A 23,892-nucleotide genomic window follows, 5' to 3' on the forward strand; every position below is an offset into this window, starting at 1 on the left:
CCGTCGGTAGTAAAAATACTGCTTTAGCTTGCTAGAGACAGGTACCGGCGGGGAATATTCCTTTCTCTCAACCGTTCATAGTAACTTAAGTAGGCCGCCGCAGCACGTCCGTTTGTAGCTGTATTAGATTGCTGCGTGAATTTCCCACAGAGTGAGAGCGGTAGTGTCCCAGCTATAAACTTTGCTGCGATCTTGAGCCAAAATTTTAAGCCGCTCTAACACAGGATTTGCTGCTTCACTCAGAAAAATTAACTCAAGCTGTTCTTGCAGTGATTCTGCGCTATTAAAAACTGCCCCTGCATCTACTGCAATTTCTGCCGCGGCGGGAATTTCCGCGTGCAAAATAGGTACACCGTTGGCAATTGCGCCATAGGCCTCGTACGCCATGGTTAGCCCGTAATGGGGCAATACTAATAAATCTGCGCCACCCAGAATTGCCCCGTAATCTGATAGCGCTGTAGTTTGAATACGAATTACGCGAGAGGTTTCTTCCTGCGCGATTGCGCCGCTACTCTCGGGTGTAGCTGCATCAGCGGTGATGATTACTAGCGGCGGTAACTTTGTATTGGCAGCCACAGCTTCGGTCAGCCAGGCCAAGCGGTCAGGGTCACAGGGCTCTGTAGTTACCATGTAACGCTGTGGTAAGAGCAGTTCTTCACGACGTGCAGCGGCCTCGGCGCTGGCGATGTATTCTTGCGGTGCTGCATTGCTTACAACTCTGACATTGACCGCCCCAAATTCTGCCTGTAGTCGGGATGCCACATCGAAATTTGGAGCAATTAAAACATCTGCGTGTTTCACAGCGCGTTTTAACAAATTTTTTTGGAGTTTAACCTGCTGGGGGCTAAAGCAACAATCCTGGTCTAGATATGCAAGGTGCGGGACCCCTACTGTGACTTGCGTTCCGGTCTCACGTTTTTGCAGGGGTCGTAGAGGAACTAATGGGGTTTGCGCATGGAGCATTTCCCCGTCAAGTGGTCGTGCTGCGGTGTTAGTATGCCACAGCAGCCCTAACATGTTTGCTGGCAGCGGAATTTGTGCGGTGCTAATGCGAGGGTTTCTTGGTAAGTTAAGCTCGACGTGCTGAGGAAGCAACACGCGCACTGCGCACGCCCGCGGTGCGGTGCGTGCCAAAGCAGCGGTCAGGTCACGCAGCGCGGCAGCGTTCGCTGCGTGATCGTAGTCGGCAAAGGTTTCGCCGATGAGGTTAATAACTGCCATTTAAGAACTTAGCCCCTTGAAAAAGTTATGAATATTAATCATTTTAATAGGCAAACAACTGTCGAAGCTCAATGTAGGCTATAAAGTATGCGAGTTATATTGACCGGCGGAGCCGGATACATTGGTAGTCATACAGCGGTTTTGTTGGCCGAACGCGGCCATGACATCGTCATCATCGATGATTTCTCTAACTCTCACCCGAAAGCAGTGGAGCGTATTCAGGAAATCACCGGCACAGACATTGAGCTAATAGAAGCAGATTTGGCATCTAGCAAACAGGCACGCGATGCTTTTGCCGCCGCACACGATAAGGCGCCGGTGGACGCGGTTATCCACTTTGCCGGCTTGAAAGCTGTCGGTGAGTCGGTGGCGCAGCCAACCCGTTACTACCGGGTTAACATTAACTCTACCCTCAACGTGCTAGACGAAATGCGCACCCTCGGGATTAACCGCTTCGTGTTCTCAAGCTCGGCAACTGTTTACGGTGATCCGCAGTACCTGCCGCTTGACGAAAAGCACCCGACCGGGGTTGGCGTCACCAATCCTTACGGCTGGACCAAAGCCATGATTGAGCAGATGGTACGCGACGCGGTCGTTCCGCACCCAGAGCTGGCTGCTGTGCTGCTGCGTTACTTCAACCCGGTGGGGGCGCACCCATCAGGTAAAATCGGCGAGGATCCAAGCGGTATCCCAAACAACCTGATGCCTTTCGTAGCGCAGGTTGCGGTTGGCAAGCGCGAGCAGCTCGGGGTTTTCGGCAACAGCTACAACACCATTGACGGCACCGGGGTGCGCGACTATATTCATGTGATGGATCTCGCCGCCGGCCACATTGCTGCTCTTGAGCAGGCGACGCAGGGGGTTACCGCCTACAACCTCGGCTCCGGTGTGGGTTCCAGCGTGTTGCAGGTTGTTGCCGCCTTTGAAGAGGCAAGTGGGCAACGGATCGCCTACGAAGTTTTGCCAGCGCGCGCGGGTGATGTGGCGGAACTGGTGGCTGATCCACACAAAGCAAATTCGGAGCTACACTGGGAGACTGAGCTGAGCCTGCAGCAGGCCTGCGCAGACACCTGGAAGTGGCAATCGCAAAACCCTAACGGCTTCAACGGTTAACCTGAGACAGCACCGAAAGAGCGGTGCTGTGACCGGTATAAGATAGAGGGCGAAATGGATTTGCAACGTCAGATGAGCTTACCTCTGAGGTACCCGGATGAAACCGATCCGCGTTTTATGACCAAGCGGGCGCGGTGGTTCGTGGTGCTCGGGTTTTTGCTGCCTGGCAGCGTGCAAATCCTGGCTGGTAAGAAGGCACTCGGGCGATTTGCAATGGTTGCCACTTGGCTGTTGCTCGCGGGCGTTGCGGCGTTCGGCGTGGGGTTATGGCAGTTTCGGGTGCAAACCCTGAATCTGTTGGGACAGCAGTGGTTTTTGACCGCGCTGCAGGTGGTGCTCGGCTGCTATCTGTTGATGTGGCTGATTCTCGGTTTTGATACCATGCGGCTACTGCGTTTGACCCGGGTGCGCGGCAACTGGCGAGCACCGCTGGCTTTTGTAACGGTGCTGCTGACAGTGTTGCCGGTGGCGGCGGGGCTGTGGGGTATAAACCTACTGCAGACCAGTAAGCAGGTGGTGTCGGAGGTTTTTGCGGAGCGTCCGGCTGTGTCTCCCGACGAAAACGGTCGATACAATATTTTGCTGCTCGGCACCGATGCGGGAGCTGATCGTGAGGGTGTGCGCCCAGACAGCATCACCCTGGTGAGTATCGATGCCGCAACCGGCAAGTCGGTTTTCGTGGGCTTGCCACGGGAGCTCAACGAGCCACAGTTTAAACCAAGCAGTCCGCTGTACGCCATTTACCCGGAGGGCTTCGGTGCAATCGACGGCTGCAACACTGGCAGGTGCTGGCTGAACAGTCTGTTTAGCGAGGGTGAGATTTTCTTGCCGGAGCTGTATCCGGACGCGACAGCGCACGGCTCAACCCCGGGTATTGAGGCTACTAAAGACGGGGTGGCGGGATCCACCGGCCTTGACATTCATTTCTACGTGCTGCTGAATATGGAGGGCTTCCAGGAGCTGATTGACGCCCTCGGCGGGGTGGAAATTAACGTCACCGAGCCGCTGCCAATTGGCGGTGACGAGTTTGGCAACGGTGTGGAAGGCTATGTGGAGCCCGGGCTGCGACGACTCAGCGGATATGAGGCGCTGTGGTACGCGCGCTCACGCTATGGCTCTGAGCGTGGCGACTATGATCGCATGGAACGCCAGCGGGAGCTGCAGGCTGCGATTTTGGCACAGATGGATCCGCGCAACGTGCTGCTACGCTTCGAGGCGATTCTGCAGAGCGGCACCCACGTCGCAGAAACCGATGTGCCGAACAACATGATCGGCACCCTCACTGATTTGGCCCTGCGCGCAAAACAGCATGAGCCGGTGCGTGTGGAATTGAGCCCGCCAGAAATTATCACTGAAGCACCAGACTATGACCGGATTCACGAGATGGTGCGGGAAGCTATTGTGCAGGCCTCGGGAAGCGATGAAAATGGGCAGTAGTGAGCAGACAGCGATGACATTTTTGCAACCGCAGGGAGATTTGCAGCGGCTGCGCGTGGCGGCAGTTGTGGTGTCGTACAATCGCCGCGACCTACTGCAGGAAACCCTGCAAGCGTTACTGGCGCAAACTGTGCGCCCCGACGCGGTGATTGTGGTCGATAACGGCAGCACTGACGACGCAGCGGCCGTGGCTGCGCACAATTTGGAACAGCTGGGGGCAGCTGGCCAGCTCATTAAGCTGCAGCACAACACTGGTGGCGCCGGTGGTTTTGCAGTTGGCATTGCGGCCGCTATCAACACCGAGCTGGAGGGATTTGCGCCCGACTGGGTGTGGGTTATGGACGACGACACGGTGCCGCATCCTACCGCGCTGGAAACCGCACTGCACGCCCACCGCGAGTACGCGGCAACCGGTCCTGATTCGCTCGCTGTTATCGGCTCCCGGGTGGTCTGGACCAACGGCCAGGAGCATCCTATGAACACCCCGAAACAGAAAATCGGGGTTACAAGCTCGGAAGTGGCGCGTAGCGAAGTAGTGGGTGCCACCGCTATTCGCTCCATCTCTTTCGTGTCAGCCTTGCTGCGAACTTCGCGCATCCAGGAGGTAGGCTTGCCTGTTGCCGCCTATTTTCTGTGGAACGACGACTTTGAATACTCCGCACGCCTGCTGCACGGGGCACATGGCATCTATGTGCCGCACAGCGTGGTGACTCACAAAACCAAAGCGCTTGGCTCCAGCGATCATGACCCGGGAGAGCGTTTCCGGTATGAGGTACGCAACAAAATATGGTTGTTTAAACACTCTCGGGCGTTGAAACCATGGGAGCGTGCCGCTTACCGTGCCGCGACCGCGCGTCGCTGGGTTCGCACTTTCAAGCGTAGCAGTGCCCCGGTGGTACTAGCTCGCGCCTGCGAGCAGGGGCTTAAAGAAGCTTACCGGGCCGCCCCGCTGCCAAACAGCATGGTGCTGCAGGGCGCTGGGGTACCGCAAGATGTCGCCACCGTAATTGCGGCGCTGGATCCCGCTACCGCGAGCAAACACGGCAGGTGGCGGCGATGAGCGCGGCGGTTACCATTACAAACACCCAAACCGCGCCTTTTTCGCTGCTGCTGCCGGTCTACGCCGGCGATACCGCGGCGCAGCTGAGCGCTGCACTGGAAAGCTGTCTGGTGCAGCAAACACTTAAACCCGCGGAGATTATCGTGGTGCAAGATGGTCCGGTGCCGCCAGCAATCACCGCTGTACTAGAGCAGTGGCGGGCGAGCCTGTCGCCGGTGCCGCTGCGAGTGTTGCAAATAGCGCAAAATAAAGGACTCGCTAACGCCCTTAACTACGGTCTGCAACACTGTGGCTATGAGGTTGTGGCGCGGATGGACGCCGACGACATCAGCCTTCCGGAGCGCTTCGCCAAACAGTGGCAGCGTTTTAATGATGGGCAGCTGGACGTGCTCGGCACAGCGATGGAGGAGTTTGCTGACGACAGCTTGCAAACGGTGAGCTTGCGGATGGCTCCGGCGGGTGCAGCGCGGATTCGCCAACACGCTATTACCCACAGTCCGTTTAATCACCCAACCGTGATGTACCGCAAAGCAACAGTGCTGGAGCACGGCGGCTATCGGGAAATGGGTAGCATGGAGGACTACTGGCTGTTTGTGCGGTTGATTGCAGCTGGCGCAAAGGTTGATAATCTGCGCGAACCGTTGCTGCGCTACCGCGCAGGCAGGGGGGTTTACCGTCGCCGTGGGGGGATGGAAACCGCTGCAACTGAGCTGCGGTTGCAACGGGAAATGCTGCGTATCGGGTTTATTACTCCGGCACAGTTCATACGCAACTGCGTCATGAAAACCGTGTATCGGTTGCTGCCGGTACGGATAAAACAGGTGCTGTTTAAGCGTTTTATCGCGCCTGGGCTGCCGGGAGACAAAAAGTAATGACGAAGAAATTCAGTGCGGCGGCGGTTGCTGACACAGTGGAGTTGCTACAGGATTTGATTCGCGCCGCCTGCGTTAACGACGGGAGTTTGCAGGGCGCACAGGAAATCCGCAGCGCGAAAATCATCGCTGAGTTTTTGCGTGGCTGCGGCGCGAGCATCAAAATTGTAGAGGCGGCACCGGGCCGCGCCTCGATTATCGCCAGGGTGCCTGGCAGTGACCCGGCTGCGCCAGTGGTGGGGCTGCTGGGCCACCTCGACGTGGTTCCGGTGGAGCGCGCATACTGGGATCGCGACCCCTTCAGCGGTGAGCTGATAGACGGCGAAGTGTGGGGGCGTGGCGCCGTAGACATGCTGTTTTTAACCGCGGCTTTCGCAGCCCAGTTCCGAGAGGTGGCGCGCGCCGCAGCCGCCGGGAACCCGCCGCGCGGCGACCTGATTCTGCTGGCAGTAGCCGACGAGGAGGCCGGCGGCGAGCACGGCGTGAAATGGCTGTTTGAAACCCAGGCAGAGCTTGCCGAAATCACCGAGGTAATCGGAGAATCCGGCGGGATGCGGTTCGGCGAGCACGTCGCCATCGAGGTCGGGGAGAAGGGATCTGCCGGCCGCCGTATCACCTTCACCGGTAATCCGGCACACGCTTCGATTCCGTACGCGGGCGACGGCGCGATTGACGTCGCTGCACAGGCGCTGCAGTTGCTGCAGCAGGCACCAGCGCAGCTGCACCTCGGGGACACCTGGGAGGCGTTTGTGCGGGCGCGGGTGGCTGATCCACAGTTGCAAAAACAATTGCTGGATGCTGCAACTTTACCCGTCGCGTTGCCGCAGTTGGGTGCTATTGCGGGCTATGCACATGCGGTGAGCCGCACCACAATCGCAGTCACTAAGTTCCACGCCGGTACCGCACACAACGTGATACCCGGTACGGCGCAGCTGACCTTAGATATTCGCACGTTGCCGGGCGTTGATGATGCTGCGGTGGATCAGCTGCTGCACACCGCCCTGGCGCCGCTTAAGGGACAGTACGAGATTAAACACCTGCTTGGGTGGGAAGCGACGAAATCAAGTGCCGCAACCGAGCTGTTTGCGGTGTTGTGTGATGCGGTACGGGAGTTTACCGGTGCCGCGGTGCTACCGCTGGTCGCCGCTGGCGGCTCAGACTGTCGTTTCTTCCGGCAGCGTGGCATTCCGGCTTACGGTTTCGCGCTGTTTAGTTCACAGTGGAGCTATGAGCAGTACCGGGCGCGAATTCATGCGCATAATGAGCGCATCGACGTGGAATCGATAGCGTTGACACTGCAGGGTCTCACTTATGTGCTGCAGCGTCGGCTCACATGCTGACGTTGGTGTCAACGTACTTACATGTTTAAGCGCCGGATCACACTAAGCCGTGGGCTATTTTTAGCGGGGGGCGTTGAGGTGCTCAACAGCCTCGTCAATAGGGCCATCAAAGGCCACCTTGCCGTGATCGAGCACAATACCGCGCTCGCATAGCATTTTGACCTGATCAGCGGCGTGGCTCACAATAAACATGGTTTTGCCCTGCTCCTGCAATTCAAAGATTTTATTGTGGCATTTTTCGCGGAACTGGGCATCACCAACCGACAGGATTTCATCAACCAACAGAATATCCATTTCGGTGTGAATAGCCACCGCAAACCCCAGCCGTGAGTACATTCCAGAACTATAGAATTTCACTTCGGTGTCGATAAACTCACCAATTTCGCTGAATTCTAGAATCGAATCGAAACGCTCGTCAACCTCTTCTTTGCTCATCCCGAGAATCGCCGCGTTAAGGTAAACATTGGCCCTGCCGGTGAGGTCGGGGTGGAAGCCTGCGCCAACTTCGAGCAGGCCGGCGACACGGCCACGAGTGCGAATCCACCCGCTATCGGGACGCATTACCCCCGAGAGCAGCTTCAGCGTGGTTGATTTACCGGAGCCGTTGCGCCCCAGCATCGCCAGGGTTTGGCCCTGCGGCACTTGGAAAGATACGTTGTTAAGAGCGTGGAACCGCGTTGACAGCTCTTTACGGCGAAACGCGGCGATAACGGTCTCTTTAAGCGAGTGTGTGTGCTTAATATCGAAGCTTTTGGTCACCTCGTTGACAATTATCGCGGGTCGCGGATCAAAACCTGGTTTCGGCAGCTCCAGCGGATTTTCGATGTTGGAATTAGAGTCGCTGTGCAAAAGACGCCTCCAGTTTTCTAAAGGTGAGCTGCCCGATAAGCAGCGTGGTAAACGCAATCGCAAAGGCGATGAGCGTATACATTCCGAAGTTTTCAGGGCGGGCAGATTCTGGAGTCAGCGGTGCCCAGAATGCGTCGTGGAACAGCTCCACCGCCACTGTCAAAGGGTTAGACATATACAGGTGGTAGAACCAGCTCGGAGCCGCATCCCGCACCATTTCAAAGCTGTAAAGCACCGGGCTCGCCCAGGTGGCAAACATCAAAAGCAGATCTACAAAGTTTTTTGCATCCCGGTAGAGCGCGTTAATGCTGCCAAAGAACATTCCGAGGCCGAGCGCAAACGACAGCGTCAAAACCAGCGCCCCGATGAACGCCAAAACGGCGCCCCAGCTGAAAACCCAGCCGCTAAACAGGGTAATGGCGAACAGCAACAGCACCTGCGGGAAGAAGTGAATAATCGCAACCGCGCAGGCAGACACCGGAAACAGCTCGCGCGGCAAGAAAATCTTGCTCACGAGAGAGCCATTATCGAGCACCGAGGTGGTGGTGTTGTTCATAATCTCGCTGAACAGGTTAACCATCACAATGCCCGTGAAGAGATAAATGTGGAACCAGTCGATGCCGCGATGCACGCCCAAAATAAGACCAATTACCAGGTAGTACATTAGGAACTGGGCACCCGGCTTAATGTATGACCAGATCCACCCCAGCACCGAGCCGTAATATCTGGTGGCAACGCCCTTATTGGTGAGCAGCTGCAGCAGATAGCGGTGCGTGAACACATCGATTAGACCGCGACTCTTGCCCGGCGTTGAATAATCCGGGTCGTTGCGGTATTTAGCCAGTGAGTTCGTTGTCACAGTCTTAGTCTACTTACTGTTTGGTGGGTGGATCGCTGCCGCGCTTAAATTACGCGATCTACGCGCGGGTTAAAACGCACGCCCTCCCACAGTTTGCGGTACATCTTGCGGCGCAGCCGGGGCTTTACGCCGCCGCGGCGCATCCCCACCACAACCTGCAGTGCGAACTGGATGAAGTGCAGCAGCGAGCGGTGGTGCAGCTGGAACGACGCCTGGTTCCGCACCCCGTAGGCGAATTTCCAGGCGTTCTTGCTGTCAATCATGCCCCAGTTAACACCCTTGTTTTCACCCATGTCGTGCACGGTGACGCTGTCGAGCACCTGCACGCCAGGGCAGTTGCGGGTAAGTCGCATGGTGTACTCGGCGTCGTCAAACCAGATGAAGTATTCCTTGTATGGCAGGCCATGCTTTTCAATAGCCCAGCGTGGCACCAGCACCGACACGAAGGAGCAGCTGCTGACCATTACGGAGTTTTGCCCCTTCACCAGGAGCCGACCCCAATCCCAGGTTGGCACCGGATTGTTCATCTCACAGATGGAGCCGTCGGTGAACTGCACCACGGAGCATGCAAAAGGCACCTCGTCACCGAGCTCCGCTACGGCAGCGTCAAAGCCGGCAGTCAGTTTTTCGAGGGCGTCTGGCGCGGGGTAGCCGTCGTCGTCCATGATCCACACAAAATCTGCGCCCAGTTCATAGCCGCGCCGCATCCCGGCAGAGAAGCCACCAGCACCACCGGAGTTTTTCGCCAGGGACACCACTTCGAGCTGAATTTTGGTGTCGAGCTGCGCCAGATACTTGTCAGTGCCGTCGGTAGAAGCGTTATCAACAACGACCAAAACACTCGGCGGCATGGTTTGGGCCTCTAGTGAGGCGATAACTTTCCGGAGCTTCTCAAGGCGGTTAAAGGTAACTACAACTGCTGCTACATTTGCCATTTTTCAAAGGTCTCTTTCGTCCATGAGTGAGCTGTTGGTAGTTTTTTAAACTCGGTGATTCGCGCTTGCTGCTCTTGCCAGGCTTGCTCACGGGCCTGTTCGTCAAGCGCGAGTTTAATAATAACTTTAGCGGCTTGGTTGATAAAACTTGGGCCGGGGCGCGGCACTAGCAGCTCACCCTGCACAATTGTTTCTTGTGATCCGACATCAGCGGAGAGTACTGGCACTCCAGCTGCGGCAGCCTCGAAGGTTGTGAGGGTTATGCCCTCGTTAATTGAGGTAATAGTTAGCAGGTCAGTTTCCTGCAGCGTTTCAGTCACGGTTTTTTCAGAAAAACGCTGCTCCACAATGCCGCGCAGCTTGAAGCGATCAATGTAGCTTTCGACGATGTCGCGCATCTCGCCATCACCGTACAGAATCGCGTGGATCTCAACCCCCTGCTTTTGCCCCAGCTTCTTGACTTTATTGACGAGTCGGAGGAAGATATCTGGGCGCTTCTGCCGCGACAAACGGCCAATAAAAGAAATAGTAAATGGACGTGACAGGTTGCGTGGCTTGAATTTGCTGTCTCCCTCAGCTGTCAGCTCTGCCAGTGGAGCGAGTGCTATTTTTTTAGTGTCAACCTGCTGGTTACGAGTTAGCCATTTAAGCAGTGCTGGAGAGATAACGTGGTGCACGTCAATGTAGTCATCAAAATGACTGGAAATACCGGGGTAGCCACCGCCAAGATATTCTACGATGTGCAAAGAATCGATGATTGGTAACTGCGGGTTCTGCTGTTTCAACCACGGCAGCATGTGATATAGCCAATGGCAGTGGTGCAGCATAACTCCGACGATGTTAAAGTTTTCGAGCAAGGCATGACCGAGCCGCACATCAAGCGGCTGATGGTGGTGGGAGAAGCTCATCGTGATTACAACGCAGTCTTTAAGCTCCGGCAGAGTCAACCACGGATGCACCGAGTTTTGGTCTGTGACTACAATCGGCAGCAGCCCGCTCTCTTTCGCGATAGCGATAGACTCAATCGCCCACCGTTCCGCACCGCCGGTTTGCAGCCAGTGCAACCCAAACAGTACAGCTTTCTGGGTGCTCCCGGCGAGGTTCAACTGTGGCAGATGTGGCCAGGTGTTCTTGAAATGCTCGGGATGCTGCGCTGCCTTTTCGAGGTCGTAGCGCACAATGTATTTGGAGGAGTCTTGTTCCCGCTTCGTCATAATTGCTTCGCGGGCGATATCTAAGAGTTCCGGGCTCTCCTTCTCAAGTACACGGTAGGCACGGTGTTTTGCGGAGAGGCGCCCCACCGGCTGAGTTGTAGCGGGAGTCGCGGCAGGGTGCGCGAGGCGGATCCACCTCACTACCGGACGCTCTGGCGCTGTGCGCTGCACAGAGCCGTGTGCCAGGCTCCGCCCGGTCACGGTGACGGTGACACCGCAGTCTTGCACGCTTTCACCCAGGACCGTGGTGCGGTCAGTGAGCGCCGGCATTTGCTGAATGTCGCCAACCCCGATGCGCAGTTCTAGCACCGATTGTGGGTTTTGGAGCGCGTGATAGTTTGCCGCCGCAAGCAGCTGTGCACGTTGCAAATCGGTGAAGTCTGCTAGCAGCTCAACTTGCGCTGGGGCAAACTCTACCAAGGGTGAAGAAAAAGCAAAGGTCATTTAGGATACTTCTTACGATTCTGAAGGCGCCGCCACCGCTGCGGATGCCGCGACAGCAGAGAACTGATGCTTAATTTTAGCAATCGAAGTTTAGAGAACAATCAGCTTAAGCTGCGAAAGGGTGGATCTGCTCGCCTGATTTTCGGTGCCGATTGGATAAGCTTAAAGCACTGTATCAAATATCGGGAGTTACTTGGTGTTACAAATCATTCTGGGGTTTTTAGCGAGTCTGGTTGTGCTGTTCGTGCCGGGCTTGCTGTTGGGTTTTGCGATCGGGCTGAAGCGGCTGTGGCTGTTTGCGCTGGCCCCGCTGATTTCTCTCACGATACTCTCCGGCGCTGCCGTGGTTTTGCCGTTTGTGGGGCTGACCTGGAGCCCGCTGGGGATTCTGGCGTTTACCGCGGTTTTCGGGCTGCTTGTAACGGTGATTTTCCGCTTCGCGCTGCGGGCACGGTTCACATTTGACACGGTTGTGTGGCGCGGCACCGCACCGGCGCTGCTGTTAGCAACCGTGATTTTGATGACGCAGTTCGCGCTCGCGGTTGGCCCGTTTTCGGGTATCTCGCAAACCTTCGATAACGTATTTCACCTCAACGCAATTAAACACGTCACCGTCAGTGGTCAGGCATCGCCATTAACAATCGGTGGCTTTACCTCTCCTGATACGGCACCATCGTTTTATCCTGGGATGTGGCATGCGGGGGTGCAATTGGTGCAGCAGCTTAGCGGCAGCACTATCCCGGTGGCAATTAACGTCTTTAATATGGCTTTGATGGCCACGGTGTGGCCGCTTGGTGTGCTGGTGCTGGCCCGGGGCTTTACCGGGGCTTCGAGGTTAGGAGTGTGGGTAGCCGCGCTGCTGGCGGTGTCGTTCCCAGCCTTCCCGCTGTTTATGCTGCAGTACGGGGTTTTGTACCCGTACTTTATGGGGCTGACGCTGTTACCAGCGGTTTTGGCATTGGTGCTAAATCTGCTGGGAGTAACACTGCAACAGCGCATTACAACGGTTTTGCCGCAGCTAGTGCTGTTGGCTGGGGTGCTGCCGGGGTTGATGATGGCACACCCGCAAGCAATGATGGGGGTTTTGGCTTTGACTGTGCCGGCAGCCGTTGTTGCGACTTTCGCGGGCTTCACTAAGTTAAGCGCGGCGAAGCGTGCTGTGCGCCTGGTGTTGCTAGCGGGATTTGGGGCCGGGGGCTATTTCCTGCTGTGGAAGCTGCGCCCTACCAACCCCTGGGAGCCGCGTATGAGTATGGGCGAAGCCTTGCAACAAACCTTGCTGCTGCAGCTGTGGGGTTATGGTGTGCCGGTGCTTTTGGCGGCGGTGACAATCTTCGGCGTTATCCGCGCTTTTGTGCCGCCGTATCAGCGCACTAAGTTCGCTGCGGTCGGTATTTGGGCGGTGGGGGCCAGCTTATTCTTGGTGAGTGCTGGTGTGCCGTATCGGCTGTTTCGGATTCCGGTGCAGGTTTGGTACAGTGATGCGCCGCGCCTGGCATCGCTTTTCGTGATTGCGCTGCTGCCTATTCTGGCTTTAACTATTACCGTGATACTGGAGAAGCTGGCGGCAAAGTTCCCGCTGCTGCCTTTTGCAAAAGCACTGTTTCTGGCTGTTTTCTTCATCGCTTCAATCAGCCTTGCAGGGTTCGGTCAGATGTTTGCAGACACTCGCGGCACCTACGCTATGGATGCTGAATCTCCGCTTTTGAGCAGCGACGAAGCAGCGTTGTTGGAGGAAGTTGACGAGATTGTGCCGGCGGAGGATGTTGTGGTCGGCAGCCCTTGGACCGGTGCTTCGCTGTCTTACGCTTTTGCCGAGCGGGAGGCGCTGTTGCCGCACATGTTTATGGGGGAGTTTTCCCCGGAGCGTTCGCTGGTGACAGAGCATCTTGATGAAGCAGCATTCGGTAACGAGATTTGTGCTGCGGTGCAAGAGCTGCGCTCTTACTGGGTGCTTGATTTTGGTCCGCGCGAGGTGCACGGGGCAGAGCATATTTACCCGGGGTTTGACACCTTCCCAGCAGATAAATTCGAGCTGGTCAAGCAGGTCGGCGAAGCTAAACTTTACCGGGTGACAGCCTGTAACTAGGCCGTGCGCGGATTACCTCTTATAGAATGGAAATTATGGATCTTGTAGTAGTTGGTTCTGGGCTGTTCGGTCTTACAATTGCCGAGCGTGCCGCAACCGAGCTGAATAAAAAAGTTGTAATCATTGAGCGGCGCAGCCACATCGGCGGTAATGCCTACTCTGAGAACGAGGCAGAAACCGGGATTGAGGTGCACCGCTACGGCGCTCACCTGTTTCACACTTCAAACGAGCAGGTGTGGGAGTATGTGAACAAGTTCACCAAGTTCACCAACTACCAGCACCGTGTTTACAGCAATTTTAAGGGTGAGGTTTACCCGCTGCCGATTAACCTTGGCACTATTAACCAGTTTTTCCGGGCTGCGCACTCTCCCGAGTCAGCTAAAGCGCTGATTGCAGAGCAGGCCAGCGAGTTTGACACCAAAGAGGCTAAAAACCTGGAAGAGAAGGGTATTTCCCTGATTGGGCGCCCGCTGTTTGAGGCGTTTATCCGCGACTACACCGCGAAGCAGTGGCAGACCCCGATCACCGAGCTGCCGGGGAGCATCATCAGCCGCCTGCCGGTGCGCTACAACTACGATAATCGCTACTTCAACGACACCTATGAGGGGCTACCCGTAGACGGTTACACCGCATGGTTGGAGCGGATGGCGGATCATCCGAACATTGAGGTGCGTCTCAACACTGATTTCTTTGATGAGTCACAGCCGCTCAACAAAAAGGCCCTCGTGGGTAAAGTGTCGATTGTCTACACCGGTCCAGTTGATCGCTACTTCGACTACGCAGAGGGCGAGTTGGCGTGGCGCACCCTTGACTTTGAAGAAGAAGTTGTGAACGTCGGGGACTATCAGGGCACCAGCGTGATGAACTATGCTGATGCAGATGTGCCGTATACTCGGATTCACGAGTTCCGCCATTTCCATCCGGAGCGTGATTGGTATCCAAAAGATAAGACCGTTATCATGCGCGAATATTCCCGCTTCGCGACCAAAGACGACGAGCCTTACTACCCGGTTAACACCCCGGAAGATCGCGAAATGCTGCTGAAGTACCGCGAGCGTGCGGCTCAGGAACCGGAGGTCTTCTTCGGTGGCCGTTTGGGCACCTATCAGTATCTTGATATGCACATGGCGATTGGTTCTGCGCTATCAATGTTCCGCAACGAACTGGTTGACGTGCTGTCAAAATAGCCAGCAACAGTAAAGCGGTGGGGGAGAGGTTTCCCCCACCGCTTTTGTTTTAACGCAGCTAGCTGGCAGCAGCTACCGCTTCCTGTTGCCGCAGCAACAGTCCATAAAACAGGTTCACTATAATTATGAGCGCTGCGAGCGCTGCAAAAACCCACGGCAGCGTTTGTGTTGTTGCGGTGAGTGCTCCGGTGTCTGCGGCAGTAACAGCCTCCCCAAAGGAATAGAAGAAGCCTACCGTGGCCCCCGCTGCAACGAGCCAAAAGCTCAACAACAAGATTTTTTGTGAGCTGCTGTAGTAGCGGCTGCGCAGCAACCAGATGCCGCAAACCACAAATAGCACCAGGCTGCTTACTATGCTCAGCGGCAATACAAACGACAGCAGCAAACACAAAACCGGGGCGACAGCAAACACTATTCTTTCCAGCGTTGTTTGTCGCATCTTAACCACCCGCCTGACGTCGCCGTGATATTAGCAATGGGATAAATAATCTATGCATCTCTGCTCCTTTGGTTTCAGGCTTTTGACCATCAGTTGTCTAGAGCACAATGCAGCCTGATGAAGCTAGCACTGTATTTATATAGAATACCCCCCAGAGAAATTAAAAAACTAGGGAGTGAAAGTCGTTATTGTTTCGTTAACGACGGGGTGCCTGCTAGCGCTGCTTGTGCCCCGGTGGGTTGCAGTGTTTTATCTTGTCACCGGTTTGCAGCATTGTATCCGTGTCACCACTGGAAATCCTGCGCTGCCAGCTGCGCCGCAACAGCGTTACGCAGCGTGCGGGAGTAAGTTTTGGTGATGTGGTTTTCATCTAAGAAAACATGAATGTTGCCGATAACCGGTACGCAATCCCCGGCAGGGCAGATCTGTTCATTGAAATCCAGCGGGTAAACCTTAGCTATCGACAGCATTTCTGTGTCGATTCTGGTGTTCGCAAACTGTGAAGTCACGGTTTCCGAACACTCTGCAACGGTGCGGGTTTCATGGCAGGTTGTTGGTGAAAGCTGAAGCCTTGCGTGGTCGCGTAACGCAATCACGCTAATTCCAGCAGCTGTGAGTTGCTTGACTATTTGTTGCGTCTCGGGGCTGCTTTGTTCGAATGGTGATTCAGCAAAGTCTATGAATGAGGTTTGTATAACTACAGCATCGGGGCGCGTTTTTAACAAATATTCAAGTGTCTCAGCGCTGCGATCACGGCAAAACGCATCGTCGTTGAATCCCGGTGCGCAGCCGCCGATAAGCACAGCGGTTGCTTTCCAACCTTGCTCAGTCGCAACCTCGTCAATGCCGCTACTGAGCTGCTCTAGGCGAGAATTGCCCCAGTAGACAATGTGTTTCGAGCGATCAGTTTTACTCTGCCAACGCGCAGAACAAAAATCTGTCAGGTTTGCGGGAACTTCAAAAAAGTCGCTGCAAGGGTGAGGAAGTGTCCACCATTCTGTGCTTAAGTCACTTGCCGCGGGTGTTACCGCAACAGCCGTCTCGGCGTTCTCGTCCCTGCTGTATTCTGAATCAAAAATCAAAGCTCCCGGATGCGCTGGGGAAATCTGGGCAGCGAGACGGAGCCGCTCTTGTTGCTGCGCCAAAAACAGTGCCTGGGTGCCGAGCAGAGTCGCCAGCGTTACGGCAACCCAGGCAGTAATCGTAGCCGGGGCTGCCCAACCTTTGAGACTGTTCAAAGAAAGTTTACGGAAGGGATCATCCACCAGTTTGGTCAATACCCAAGCTAAAACAACACTGACCGCAAAGATGACTAATCCAGCGCGTAGCGACGCCGTGGGGCGATCAAAGTAGGTCATAACGACTACCAGCAGCGGCCAGTGCACCAAGTAAAAAGCGTAGCTGATATCTCCGAAGAACTGGAACACCCGAGACTCTAGCAGCGGGTTAGAGCCAGCAGCAATTACGAGCGTGGCTGCGGCAAGCGGCCACAGCGCGATCCACCCTGGAAAAGAAGCTGCCACATCAAGCAGCGCCCCCATGCTGACCAACACTGTGACTCCGAGCAGAGAAACAGCGGAGCGCAGCCGTTGCTGCCCCGCGGTGAGCACCGCTCGCACCTTTGTCAGTGGGAACAACAATGCCACGATGGTTCCGAGACCGAACTCCCAAGCCCGTGCAAATGTGTCGAAGTAGGCGATTTCCTGCTGCAGGGCAGTGGAGTAAACTGACCAGCTAAAAGATGCAGCGGTTACCAGGCCGAACACTATAAAGGTGAGGGTTTTAGCGCGTGCTCGCAGCCGTTTAGAAGTGGTCGTTGCAGATGTGGTGAGCCGCAACAGCAGCCCCACCAGCAAGAATAGCAGCGGCCATACGATAAAAATTTGGCTCTGGATCGCGAGTGACCAAAAATGCTGGTACGGAGAGGCGCTGGTGCGGTCTAGCGCATAGTAGTCGGTGCTCTGACTGATGAGCCACCAGTTTTCAGCCTGCAAAACCGCAAAGATGCCGTCTTGTAGCGCCGGCATGTGAGTGCCACTTGGCAGTAGCAGGTAAACAGCTAAGAAAGTCAGCAGAATCACAGTGAACGCCGGAGGCAGCAGTCGTTTGAAAGCGACCAGCCAGTATTTTGGGGCGTGCGGAAGCTGACGTTCGTGCAGCTGTCGCATAAATCCACCGGTTAAGAAATATGCCGAGAGAAATAGAAAAACATCTACTCCGCCCGAGACTTTGCCGACAAAAACGTGATAAACAACCACCAGTAGCACAGCTAAGCCGCGCAGCCCATGAAGATCCAGGCGGCGCGCGGGGGAAGCTGTGGTTTTTGATTCTGACATAAAATTTAACTTAGACAGTTCTGCGAAAACAACTACTGAGCCTAAAGTAACAGAGAATAATTCTAGTATTTACTGGGTTTGCCGTAAAATCGGGACTTTCTGCCAAGATTTTGCGAGCGGTTCGGAAACTTTCGACGGTAGCTCATAGTCGATGCGTACTTTGACCGCGAAAATCGTGAGCAGCAGCCAGCCCCATTCTACAAGCAGACGGCTTTCCGTCAACGACTGCACCAGCAGCGCCACAAACACCAGCAGCGGGAAAACCGCGCTGGTCGCATAAGGCAGGGGAGCTCCGACACCGCGGCGGGGTTGATCCACCGCCCGGCACCATAAGCGTTGCAGCGTCATCAGTAGCAGCATCAGGAAAATAGCGACACCGACCCAGCCAAGCTGGAAGCGGACATCCATGAGGGCGCTGTGTGCGTGCATCACCTGCAGACCGTTTTTTGTGTCGAGCGATTTGAACGGCTCCGCCCAGGGTGCCCAGTGGCTCACCCAACCCCAACCGAAGAACGGCTTTTCGTTCGCGAGAGTTGCTACTTTTGCCCAAATTTCAGTGCGACCAGTGAGGGTGCGGCTCTTGCCAAGGGCCGTGACCATCCACTCCCTGTTAACCGAGATGAATGTCAAGGTTGCAGCAAACAGCAGAAAACCGACAATATAGACCGGGCGGCGCTTGTCTCCAACGAGCCGCGCCCACTTCACAAAGAACGCGGTGACGCCGACCACTACCAGCGCAAGTCGGATCGTCGCAGACTGCGTGAGTAGCAGCACTGTGACCGCGACGGCAATCCAGAACCAGCCTTTAACTGGGCGTACCAGGCCACCGCGTAGCTGCACCGCGAAAACAATTAAACCAAACAGTGCAAAACCGCCCAGCAGTGCTGCGTTAGCGACGATGCCCTGAATCGGGCCTCCGTCTGGTAGCTGATTGTGGCTCCAATAAAGCAAAACGGAGGGGCGGTGCGGGTTGTTGACGGTGATAAAGTTTTGCAGCACCGGTTCTTGAATAATGAAGGTTACCACCAGCTCAAAAACCAGCGACAGCCCCAGAATGTAGCGTAGTGCTGTGGCGAAGGTGCGCAGCAGCTCGTGCCAGGTGAGTACGGTGGCGAGGATCACACCAAACGCGGTTGTTAGCAACTGTGCCGCAACGCCGAGCGCTGTTTCCAAGCGATAGGCAGACCAGAAAATGCTCAGTGCGCACAGCAGTAAAAACAGCAGCAGCGGTTTTGGCATGCGGTGCCATGTGAAGCGAGGATTGCGATAGCGCTTAAAAAGCACCCCGCCCCAGACCAGCAGCGCCGCTCCAATGACCAGAAAACCGTGCCAGTTCACCACGTTTCTGACGGCTATCGAGCCGAGCATGTAGATGAAACACAGCACTGCGTAAGCGCTGATGGCGAGTCTCGTTTTAGCTGGTGCGGTTTGAGCGGTCATAAGAGTTCTCAGCGGTGACGGTTAGAGCCCGGAGTAAGCGTGCAGGCCTTTGAAATAAACGTTTACGATTGCGAAATTAAAGATAACCGCACAGTAGCTGGCAACGGATAGCCAAGCGGAGCGGGTGCCGCGCCAGCCACGGGTGGCGCGGGCGTGAATAAAACCAGCGTAAAGCACCCAGATGACAAAGGTCCAGACCTCTTTGACATCCCAGCCCCAGTAGCGACTCCAGGCTTGTTCTGCCCAGATAGCGCCGGCAATGAGGGTGAATGTCCAGAATACGAAACCGATAATCGCGACACGATACGAGAAGCTTTCGAGCTGGTCGGCGTTTGGAATGCCGCGCAGCAGTTTCAGGGCGCGAGCAGCCCGCGGATTCTTGGTGGTTGCGCGCCAGTTTTGCAGCAATTGTAGGGTTGAAAAGCCGAATGACAGGGTTAGGAAGCCTACTGCAAGAATCGCCACAATAATGTGGATCACCAACCAGTAAGAGTTAAGCGCAACCTCCAGGGGTGCGACTTCTACGTAGTAGTTAACGCGGGTGACGCCCAAAAACAACTCAACCAGGCCGGTCACGAGGGAGCCAAGATATCGCAGTTCGATGAAGAACTGGGTGCCGAGGAACACCAGCACTGCTGCAAGAGTTGCGCTCAGCGCAAACTCATACATGTTCGCCCAGGGAACTCGGCCGGCACCGACTCCACGCAAAATAGTTGCTGCCAGGTGTAGCAGCGCCGCAATCACGGTGAGAGAGTAGCCGATTTTGCCGTAGCGGGTGACGGCAGTTGTGGCTGTGCGGGAATCAGCCCGGCTCACCATGTCGAAAACATAGAAAACAAACGCCAGAGCGTAAATCACCATCGCCGCGGCCAGCGACTGCAGCGAGTATGTTTCGAGCGCGACCAGAGTATCACTGTTTAACAAAAGATGCACTTAATAAGTCTATAGCCTGCGCAGTGAAAATATGCAGCCAGTAGTATACAGCGTTATCAAAATGCTGCCGAGTGCGTCCGTCGCATGTTTGCGGGCGGTTTTGGTGGTGCACAGCCTTTGCATAGTGATCCCAGATGCGCCAGATTTTAGAAACGCATAATCAGGCTAGGTTTACTGAATGTTTACTGGCGGTGCTTTGTGGGTAAAAGAATACCCCGGTTTTCATTGATTTTCCGGGGCTTTTGGAGCCGCCTGCGGGACTCGAACCCGCAACCTTCGCTTTACAAGAGCACTGCGCTACCGATTGCGCCAAGGCGGCGTGTGCTTTAACCATGGCGGTTAGCACTTAGATAAGTATAGCTAATGCCCAGCTGAAAATAAAATCAACTGGGCATTAGCTTCGGCATTTGGTTGCCGTGCTTGACAGCTAGTTTGAAGAGTTGGAGGTGCTGGTTCCCTGTAGTTTCTTGAGAATGAACTGCTCCAGGTCACCATCGCGCGGTTGGTACCACTGTTCGCCGTTAACAAGAACGGTTGGAGTTGAAACCAGAGTCTGTGGCTTTTCTGGATCCTGCAGCTCTCCAGTCTGCGGCACAGCTACCAGCGCAGTACCTTTTTCGATGCCGAGAATCTCAGTCTGCAGTACCTGCTTTGTGACGCGATCTAAAAATGGCGCGAATGGCAGGTTCGCGGCGCAGCTCTTAAGCTCTTCAGTCTGTGCTACACCCGCAGCGTAAGCGTGATCCAGTAGCTCCTGAGTGGTGAGACCGGTGGTGCCCTCAGCAGGCTGCACCTCGAAAAGTTTCTTGAACAGGCTGTAGGCCTGATCTGGCTGCTGCTCTACCACGCAGGCGAACAGGTTAGCGGCACGGGTTGAATACTTGGTGCCGGCAGACTGCGGATCTAGGAAGTTCACCGGCTGAATTTCCAGCTCGATGTCGCCCGCTCCGGTGTACTGCTCTAGCATGTTGCCGTAGGTTTGCTCAAAATTGTTGCAAGCAGGGCACATGAAGTCAACGAAAACGCGCACGTGCTGCGGCTTTTTGCTTGCGTCGTAGGCTGTTGGCTGGAAGTCAGCGCCCTCTTCAAGCTTTGCAGTTTCCGCAACCTTCAAATCTTTGCTAAACACCACACCGCCGGATGCCATATTCGCTGGGAATACCGCGGGACCAGCAGGGCGCAGCGTGTTGGTGATAACAATAGCTGCGATTGCCAGTAACGCAAGCACGGCTACCACAACACCACCCTGCATCAGCAGCCGGTTGCGCTTCTCACGCTGCTGCTGCGCCTGGCGCGCCACACGTGCCTGCTCCCGCGCCTGGGCGCGGCGTTCGTTTTTAGTTTGACGCTCAGTTCCCTGAGAATTCATATGTTTTTCCTTTGTTGTTCGTAAAAGTTGCCACGAGAGCAACTGGTACTGCAGCTACCGCCTGCGCAAGTAGCTGTTGAAGGTCTTATTTTTTCTTGGTGTGCTTCTCCGTTTTCGCGCTGCCGTCTTCTGTCGGAGCGGTGTAGCTGAGCTGTGAGTCGTCGACCTGAGAGGTTTCGTCGAGCCCGCCACCGCTGAGCAGCGGATGCTCAGCCGCGTCCGGCGTGCCCGGTTGCGCTGGCTGTACTTGCACTTCAAGGTTGTGGATCATGCCAAGTGACTCTTCTTTGATCTGGTCCATCATGGTGAGGAATAACTCGTAGCCCTCTCGCTGGTATTCCACAAGCGGATCACGCTGCGCCATCGCGCGCAGACCGATGCCTTCCTTGAGATACTCCATCTCGTATAGATGATCACGCCAGTGGCGGTCAATTGTCGCCAGCACGACGCGGCGTTCAAGCTCCCGCATTGCAGGAGAGCCAAGTTGCTCTTCTCGTACAGCGTAGGCGTGCTCCGCATCGCTCATGATTTCGCTCAGCAGATAATCTTTGCCGTGTTTTTCGAGACGTCCGTTAGCTTCGCTCACAACCTCATCAACGGTGATTCCGATTGGGTAGAGCTGCTTCAAATCGTTCCACATTGCGTCGAGATCCCAGCCGCCGTTGGAATCCGCGTGGGAGTCAATAATCGCACTAATGGTGTCGCTGCGGAACTGCGCAATGCGATCAGAAATCTCGCCACCGTCAAGAATTTCACTGCGGTCACCATAAATCGCCTCGCGTTGCCGACTCAGCACATCGTCATATTTCAACACATTCTTGCGAATTTCCGCGTTACGAGCCTCCACTTGAGTCTGCGCTGACTGGATAGCACGGCTGACCAGTTTGCTTTCCAACTGGGTGTCGTCAGGGATGCCCGGACGGTTCATCAGCGCCTGCGCAGCTCCCTGCTTAAACAGGCGCATCAAGTTATCGGTCAGTGACAGATAGAAGCGGCTCTCGCCTGGGTCACCCTGGCGTCCGGAGCGACCACGCAGCTGATTATCGATGCGGCGCGACTCGTGCCGCTCAGTGCCTAGCACATACAGGCCACCGGTTGTCACAACCTTTTCAGCTTCGGCTGCAACCGCTGCTTTCACAGCTGCGAACACGCCCGGCCATGCTGCCTCATACTCTTCGGGGTTTTCATCGGCCGACAGGCCACGTGAAGCCATCTCCTGCACAGCTAAAAATTCTGCGTTACCGCCGAGCATGATGTCGGTGCCGCGGCCAGCCATATTGGTTGCCACAGTAACCGCGCCCAGGCGCCCAGCTTGCGCTACAATCGCAGCTTCGCGGCCGTGGTTCTTGGCGTTCAAAACTTCGTGGCGCACGCCCTGTTTCGCTAGCAGCCGAGACAGGTACTCGCTCTTTTCGACGCTGGTGGTGCCAACCAGCACTGGCTGCCCTTTCTCATGGCGCTCCACAATATCTTTCACAACGGCATCGAACTTCACCTGCTCATTCTTGTAAACGAGATCAGGCTGGTCGATCCGCTGCATTGGCTTATTGGTTGGAATCGGCACGACACCGAGCTTGTAGGTGCTCATGAACTCGGCAGCTTCAGTTTCTGCGGTGCCGGTCATGCCGCTGAGTTTATCGTAGAGGCGGAAGTAATTCTGCAGGGTAACGGTTGCCAGCATCTGATTTTCGGCTTTAACCTGCACCCCCTCTTTCGCTTCGATTGCCTGGTGCAGGCCCTCATTGTAGCGGCGTCCCGCGAGAATACGGCCGGTGTGCTCATCAACAATCATCACTTCACCGTTGAGCACCACATAGTCTTTATCGCGGGTGAACAGCGCGTTAGCTTTAATCGCGTTGTTGAGGAAGGAAATTAGTGGGGTGTTTACTGATTCGTACAGATTGGTGATGCCGAGGTAATCTTCAACCTTTTCAATACCGCTTTCGAGCACACCGATGGTGCGTTTCTTCTCGTCAACCTCGTAGTCGACTCCGGGTTTGAGGGTTTTCGCAACCTTTGCGAAGTCAGTAAACCAGCGGTTAGCTTCACCCGATGCCGGGCCGGAAATAATCAACGGGGTACGTGCCTCGTCGATGAGGATAGAGTCGACCTCGTCGATAATCGCAAAGAAGTGCCCGCGCTGCACCCGCTCGGCAGCAGTGGCTGCCATATTGTCACGCAGGTAATCAAAACCGAATTCGTTGTTGGTGCCGTAAGTGATGTCGGCCTCATACTGTTTGCGACGCTCAGCCGGTGATTGCTGCGACAGAATGCACCCGGTGGTCATGCCCAGGGCGCGGAAAACACGACCCATCAGGTCACTCTGATATTCCGCGAGGAAGTCGTTGACAGTCACGATGTGCACGCCCTTACCGGCGAGTGCATTAAGGTAGGCTGGCAGGGTTGCCACAAGGGTTTTACCCTCACCGGTCTTCATCTCGGAGATATTGCCGAGGTGGAGGTTTGCGCCACCCATAATCTGTACCGGGTACGGGGTGAGACCGATGGTGCGGCTAGCGGCTTCGCGCACCGCTGCAAACGCCTCCGGGAGCAGGTCATCCAGAGTTTCGCCGGCAGCCAGCCGCTCCCGGAACTCTGCGGTTTCACCGCGCAGCTCTTCATCACTGAGCTCAGCGAAAGTATCGCGGAGGTTCTCCACCTGTTCCGCGATTTTCTCGAGCTTTTTCAGGGTGCGGCCTTCGCCAATCCGCAGCAACTTCTCAATAACTTTTGCCACTTTTGTGCTCCAATTTGT

17 protein-coding genes, 1 tRNA gene and 1 pseudogene are annotated in these 23,892 nt (G+C 55.5%); 7 read left to right on the forward strand and 12 right to left on the reverse strand.

Annotation, left to right across the window (positions count from 1 at the left end):
* Positions 1 to 123: 123 nt before the first annotated feature.
* Positions 124 to 1,221: a glycosyltransferase family protein gene (locus F5897_RS03885; protein ID WP_124824799.1), complete on the reverse strand. Its 1,098-nt coding sequence runs from the start codon at positions 1,219 to 1,221 to the stop codon at positions 124 to 126.
* Positions 1,222 to 1,308: 87 nt separating this feature from the next.
* Here F5897_RS03885 and galE point away from each other — a divergent pair, with 87 nt between their 5' ends.
* Genes galE through F5897_RS03910 form a run of 5 tightly spaced genes read left to right on the forward strand, consistent with a single transcriptional unit; the run spans position 1,309 to position 7,043 of the window.
* On the forward strand, positions 1,309 to 2,334 hold the full coding sequence (gene galE, locus F5897_RS03890) for a UDP-glucose 4-epimerase GalE (RefSeq protein ID WP_124824800.1): 1,026 nt from the start codon (positions 1,309 to 1,311) through the stop codon (positions 2,332 to 2,334).
* Between the two features lie 54 nt (positions 2,335 to 2,388).
* On the forward strand, positions 2,389 to 3,771 hold the full coding sequence (locus tag F5897_RS03895) for an LCP family protein (RefSeq protein ID WP_183304540.1): 1,383 nt from the start codon (positions 2,389 to 2,391) through the stop codon (positions 3,769 to 3,771).
* Positions 3,772 to 3,784: 13 nt separating this feature from the next.
* The gene (locus tag F5897_RS03900; RefSeq protein ID WP_246332227.1) at positions 3,785 to 4,831 is read left to right on the forward strand and encodes a glycosyltransferase family 2 protein; all 1,047 of its coding nucleotides are present in this window, start codon (positions 3,785 to 3,787) and stop codon (positions 4,829 to 4,831) included.
* Positions 4,828 to 5,703, forward strand: coding sequence for a glycosyltransferase (locus F5897_RS03905; RefSeq protein WP_183304541.1), 876 nt, complete (start codon positions 4,828 to 4,830; stop codon positions 5,701 to 5,703). Before F5897_RS03900 ends, F5897_RS03905 begins: the two co-directional genes overlap by 4 nt.
* Positions 5,703 to 7,043, forward strand: a complete 1,341-nt coding sequence (locus F5897_RS03910) for a M20/M25/M40 family metallo-hydrolase (protein WP_183304542.1) — start codon at positions 5,703 to 5,705, stop codon at positions 7,041 to 7,043. Before F5897_RS03905 ends, F5897_RS03910 begins: the two co-directional genes overlap by 1 nt.
* 60 nt (positions 7,044 to 7,103) lie before the next feature.
* On the opposite strand, the gene F5897_RS03915 is transcribed toward F5897_RS03910, so the two are convergent.
* The 4 genes from F5897_RS03915 to F5897_RS03930 are packed head-to-tail and all read right to left on the reverse strand — an operon-like array spanning position 7,104 to position 11,344.
* Positions 7,104 to 7,850, reverse strand: coding sequence for an ABC transporter ATP-binding protein (locus tag F5897_RS03915; protein WP_124824854.1), 747 nt, complete (start codon positions 7,848 to 7,850; stop codon positions 7,104 to 7,106).
* Positions 7,851 to 7,875: 25 nt separating this feature from the next.
* Positions 7,876 to 8,751, reverse strand: coding sequence for an ABC transporter permease (locus tag F5897_RS03920; RefSeq protein ID WP_233574364.1), 876 nt, complete (start codon positions 8,749 to 8,751; stop codon positions 7,876 to 7,878).
* A 44-nt stretch (positions 8,752 to 8,795) separates the two neighbouring features.
* On the reverse strand, positions 8,796 to 9,686 hold the full coding sequence (locus tag F5897_RS03925; RefSeq protein ID WP_183304543.1) for a glycosyltransferase family 2 protein: 891 nt from the start codon (positions 9,684 to 9,686) through the stop codon (positions 8,796 to 8,798).
* Entirely contained in the window at positions 9,674 to 11,344 is a 1,671-nt protein-coding gene (locus F5897_RS03930) for a glycosyltransferase (RefSeq protein ID WP_183304544.1), read from the reverse strand. The genes F5897_RS03925 and F5897_RS03930 overlap by 13 nt, the downstream gene beginning before the upstream one ends.
* 196 nt (positions 11,345 to 11,540) lie before the next feature.
* On the opposite strand from F5897_RS03930, the gene F5897_RS03935 reads away from it, so the two are divergent.
* Positions 11,541 to 13,433, forward strand: coding sequence for a DUF6541 family protein (locus F5897_RS03935; protein WP_183304545.1), 1,893 nt, complete (start codon positions 11,541 to 11,543; stop codon positions 13,431 to 13,433).
* Between the two features lie 35 nt (positions 13,434 to 13,468).
* Positions 13,469 to 14,620: a UDP-galactopyranose mutase gene (gene glf / locus F5897_RS03940; RefSeq protein WP_183304546.1), complete on the forward strand. Its 1,152-nt coding sequence runs from the start codon at positions 13,469 to 13,471 to the stop codon at positions 14,618 to 14,620.
* Between the two features lie 58 nt (positions 14,621 to 14,678).
* On the opposite strand, the gene F5897_RS03945 is transcribed toward glf, so the two are convergent.
* From F5897_RS03945 to secA, 7 genes and pseudogenes are all read right to left on the reverse strand, one after another.
* Complete coding sequence (locus F5897_RS03945) at positions 14,679 to 15,059, reverse strand: hypothetical protein (RefSeq protein ID WP_183304547.1); 381 nt, start codon at positions 15,057 to 15,059, stop codon at positions 14,679 to 14,681.
* A gap of 284 nt (positions 15,060 to 15,343) precedes the next feature.
* A complete protein-coding gene (locus F5897_RS03950; RefSeq protein ID WP_183304548.1) occupies positions 15,344 to 17,395 on the reverse strand; it encodes an acyltransferase family protein in 2,052 nt (683 codons plus the stop codon).
* A 69-nt stretch (positions 17,396 to 17,464) separates the two neighbouring features.
* Positions 17,465 to 18,835, reverse strand: a complete 1,371-nt coding sequence (locus tag F5897_RS03955; protein WP_183304549.1) for an O-antigen ligase family protein — start codon at positions 18,833 to 18,835, stop codon at positions 17,465 to 17,467.
* A 21-nt stretch (positions 18,836 to 18,856) separates the two neighbouring features.
* A complete protein-coding gene (ccsB, locus tag F5897_RS03960) occupies positions 18,857 to 19,696 on the reverse strand; it encodes a c-type cytochrome biogenesis protein CcsB (protein WP_183304566.1) in 840 nt (279 codons plus the stop codon).
* A 315-nt stretch (positions 19,697 to 20,011) separates the two neighbouring features.
* Positions 20,012 to 20,087: transfer RNA gene (locus F5897_RS03965), tRNA-Thr, on the reverse strand.
* Positions 20,088 to 20,195: 108 nt separating this feature from the next.
* Positions 20,196 to 21,137 (reverse strand): DsbA family protein, encoded by a 942-nt coding sequence (locus F5897_RS03970; protein WP_183304550.1) that lies wholly within the window; start codon positions 21,135 to 21,137, stop codon positions 20,196 to 20,198.
* 241 nt (positions 21,138 to 21,378) lie between these two features.
* Positions 21,379 to 23,874 (reverse strand): annotated as a pseudogene (secA, locus tag F5897_RS03975) (preprotein translocase subunit SecA); the annotation flags it as partial.
* Between the last annotated feature and the right edge of the window lie 18 nt (positions 23,875 to 23,892).

The organism is Canibacter oris (assembly GCF_014197205.1).
GTDB classification, from domain to species: Bacteria; Actinomycetota; Actinomycetes; order Actinomycetales; family Microbacteriaceae; genus Canibacter; species Canibacter oris.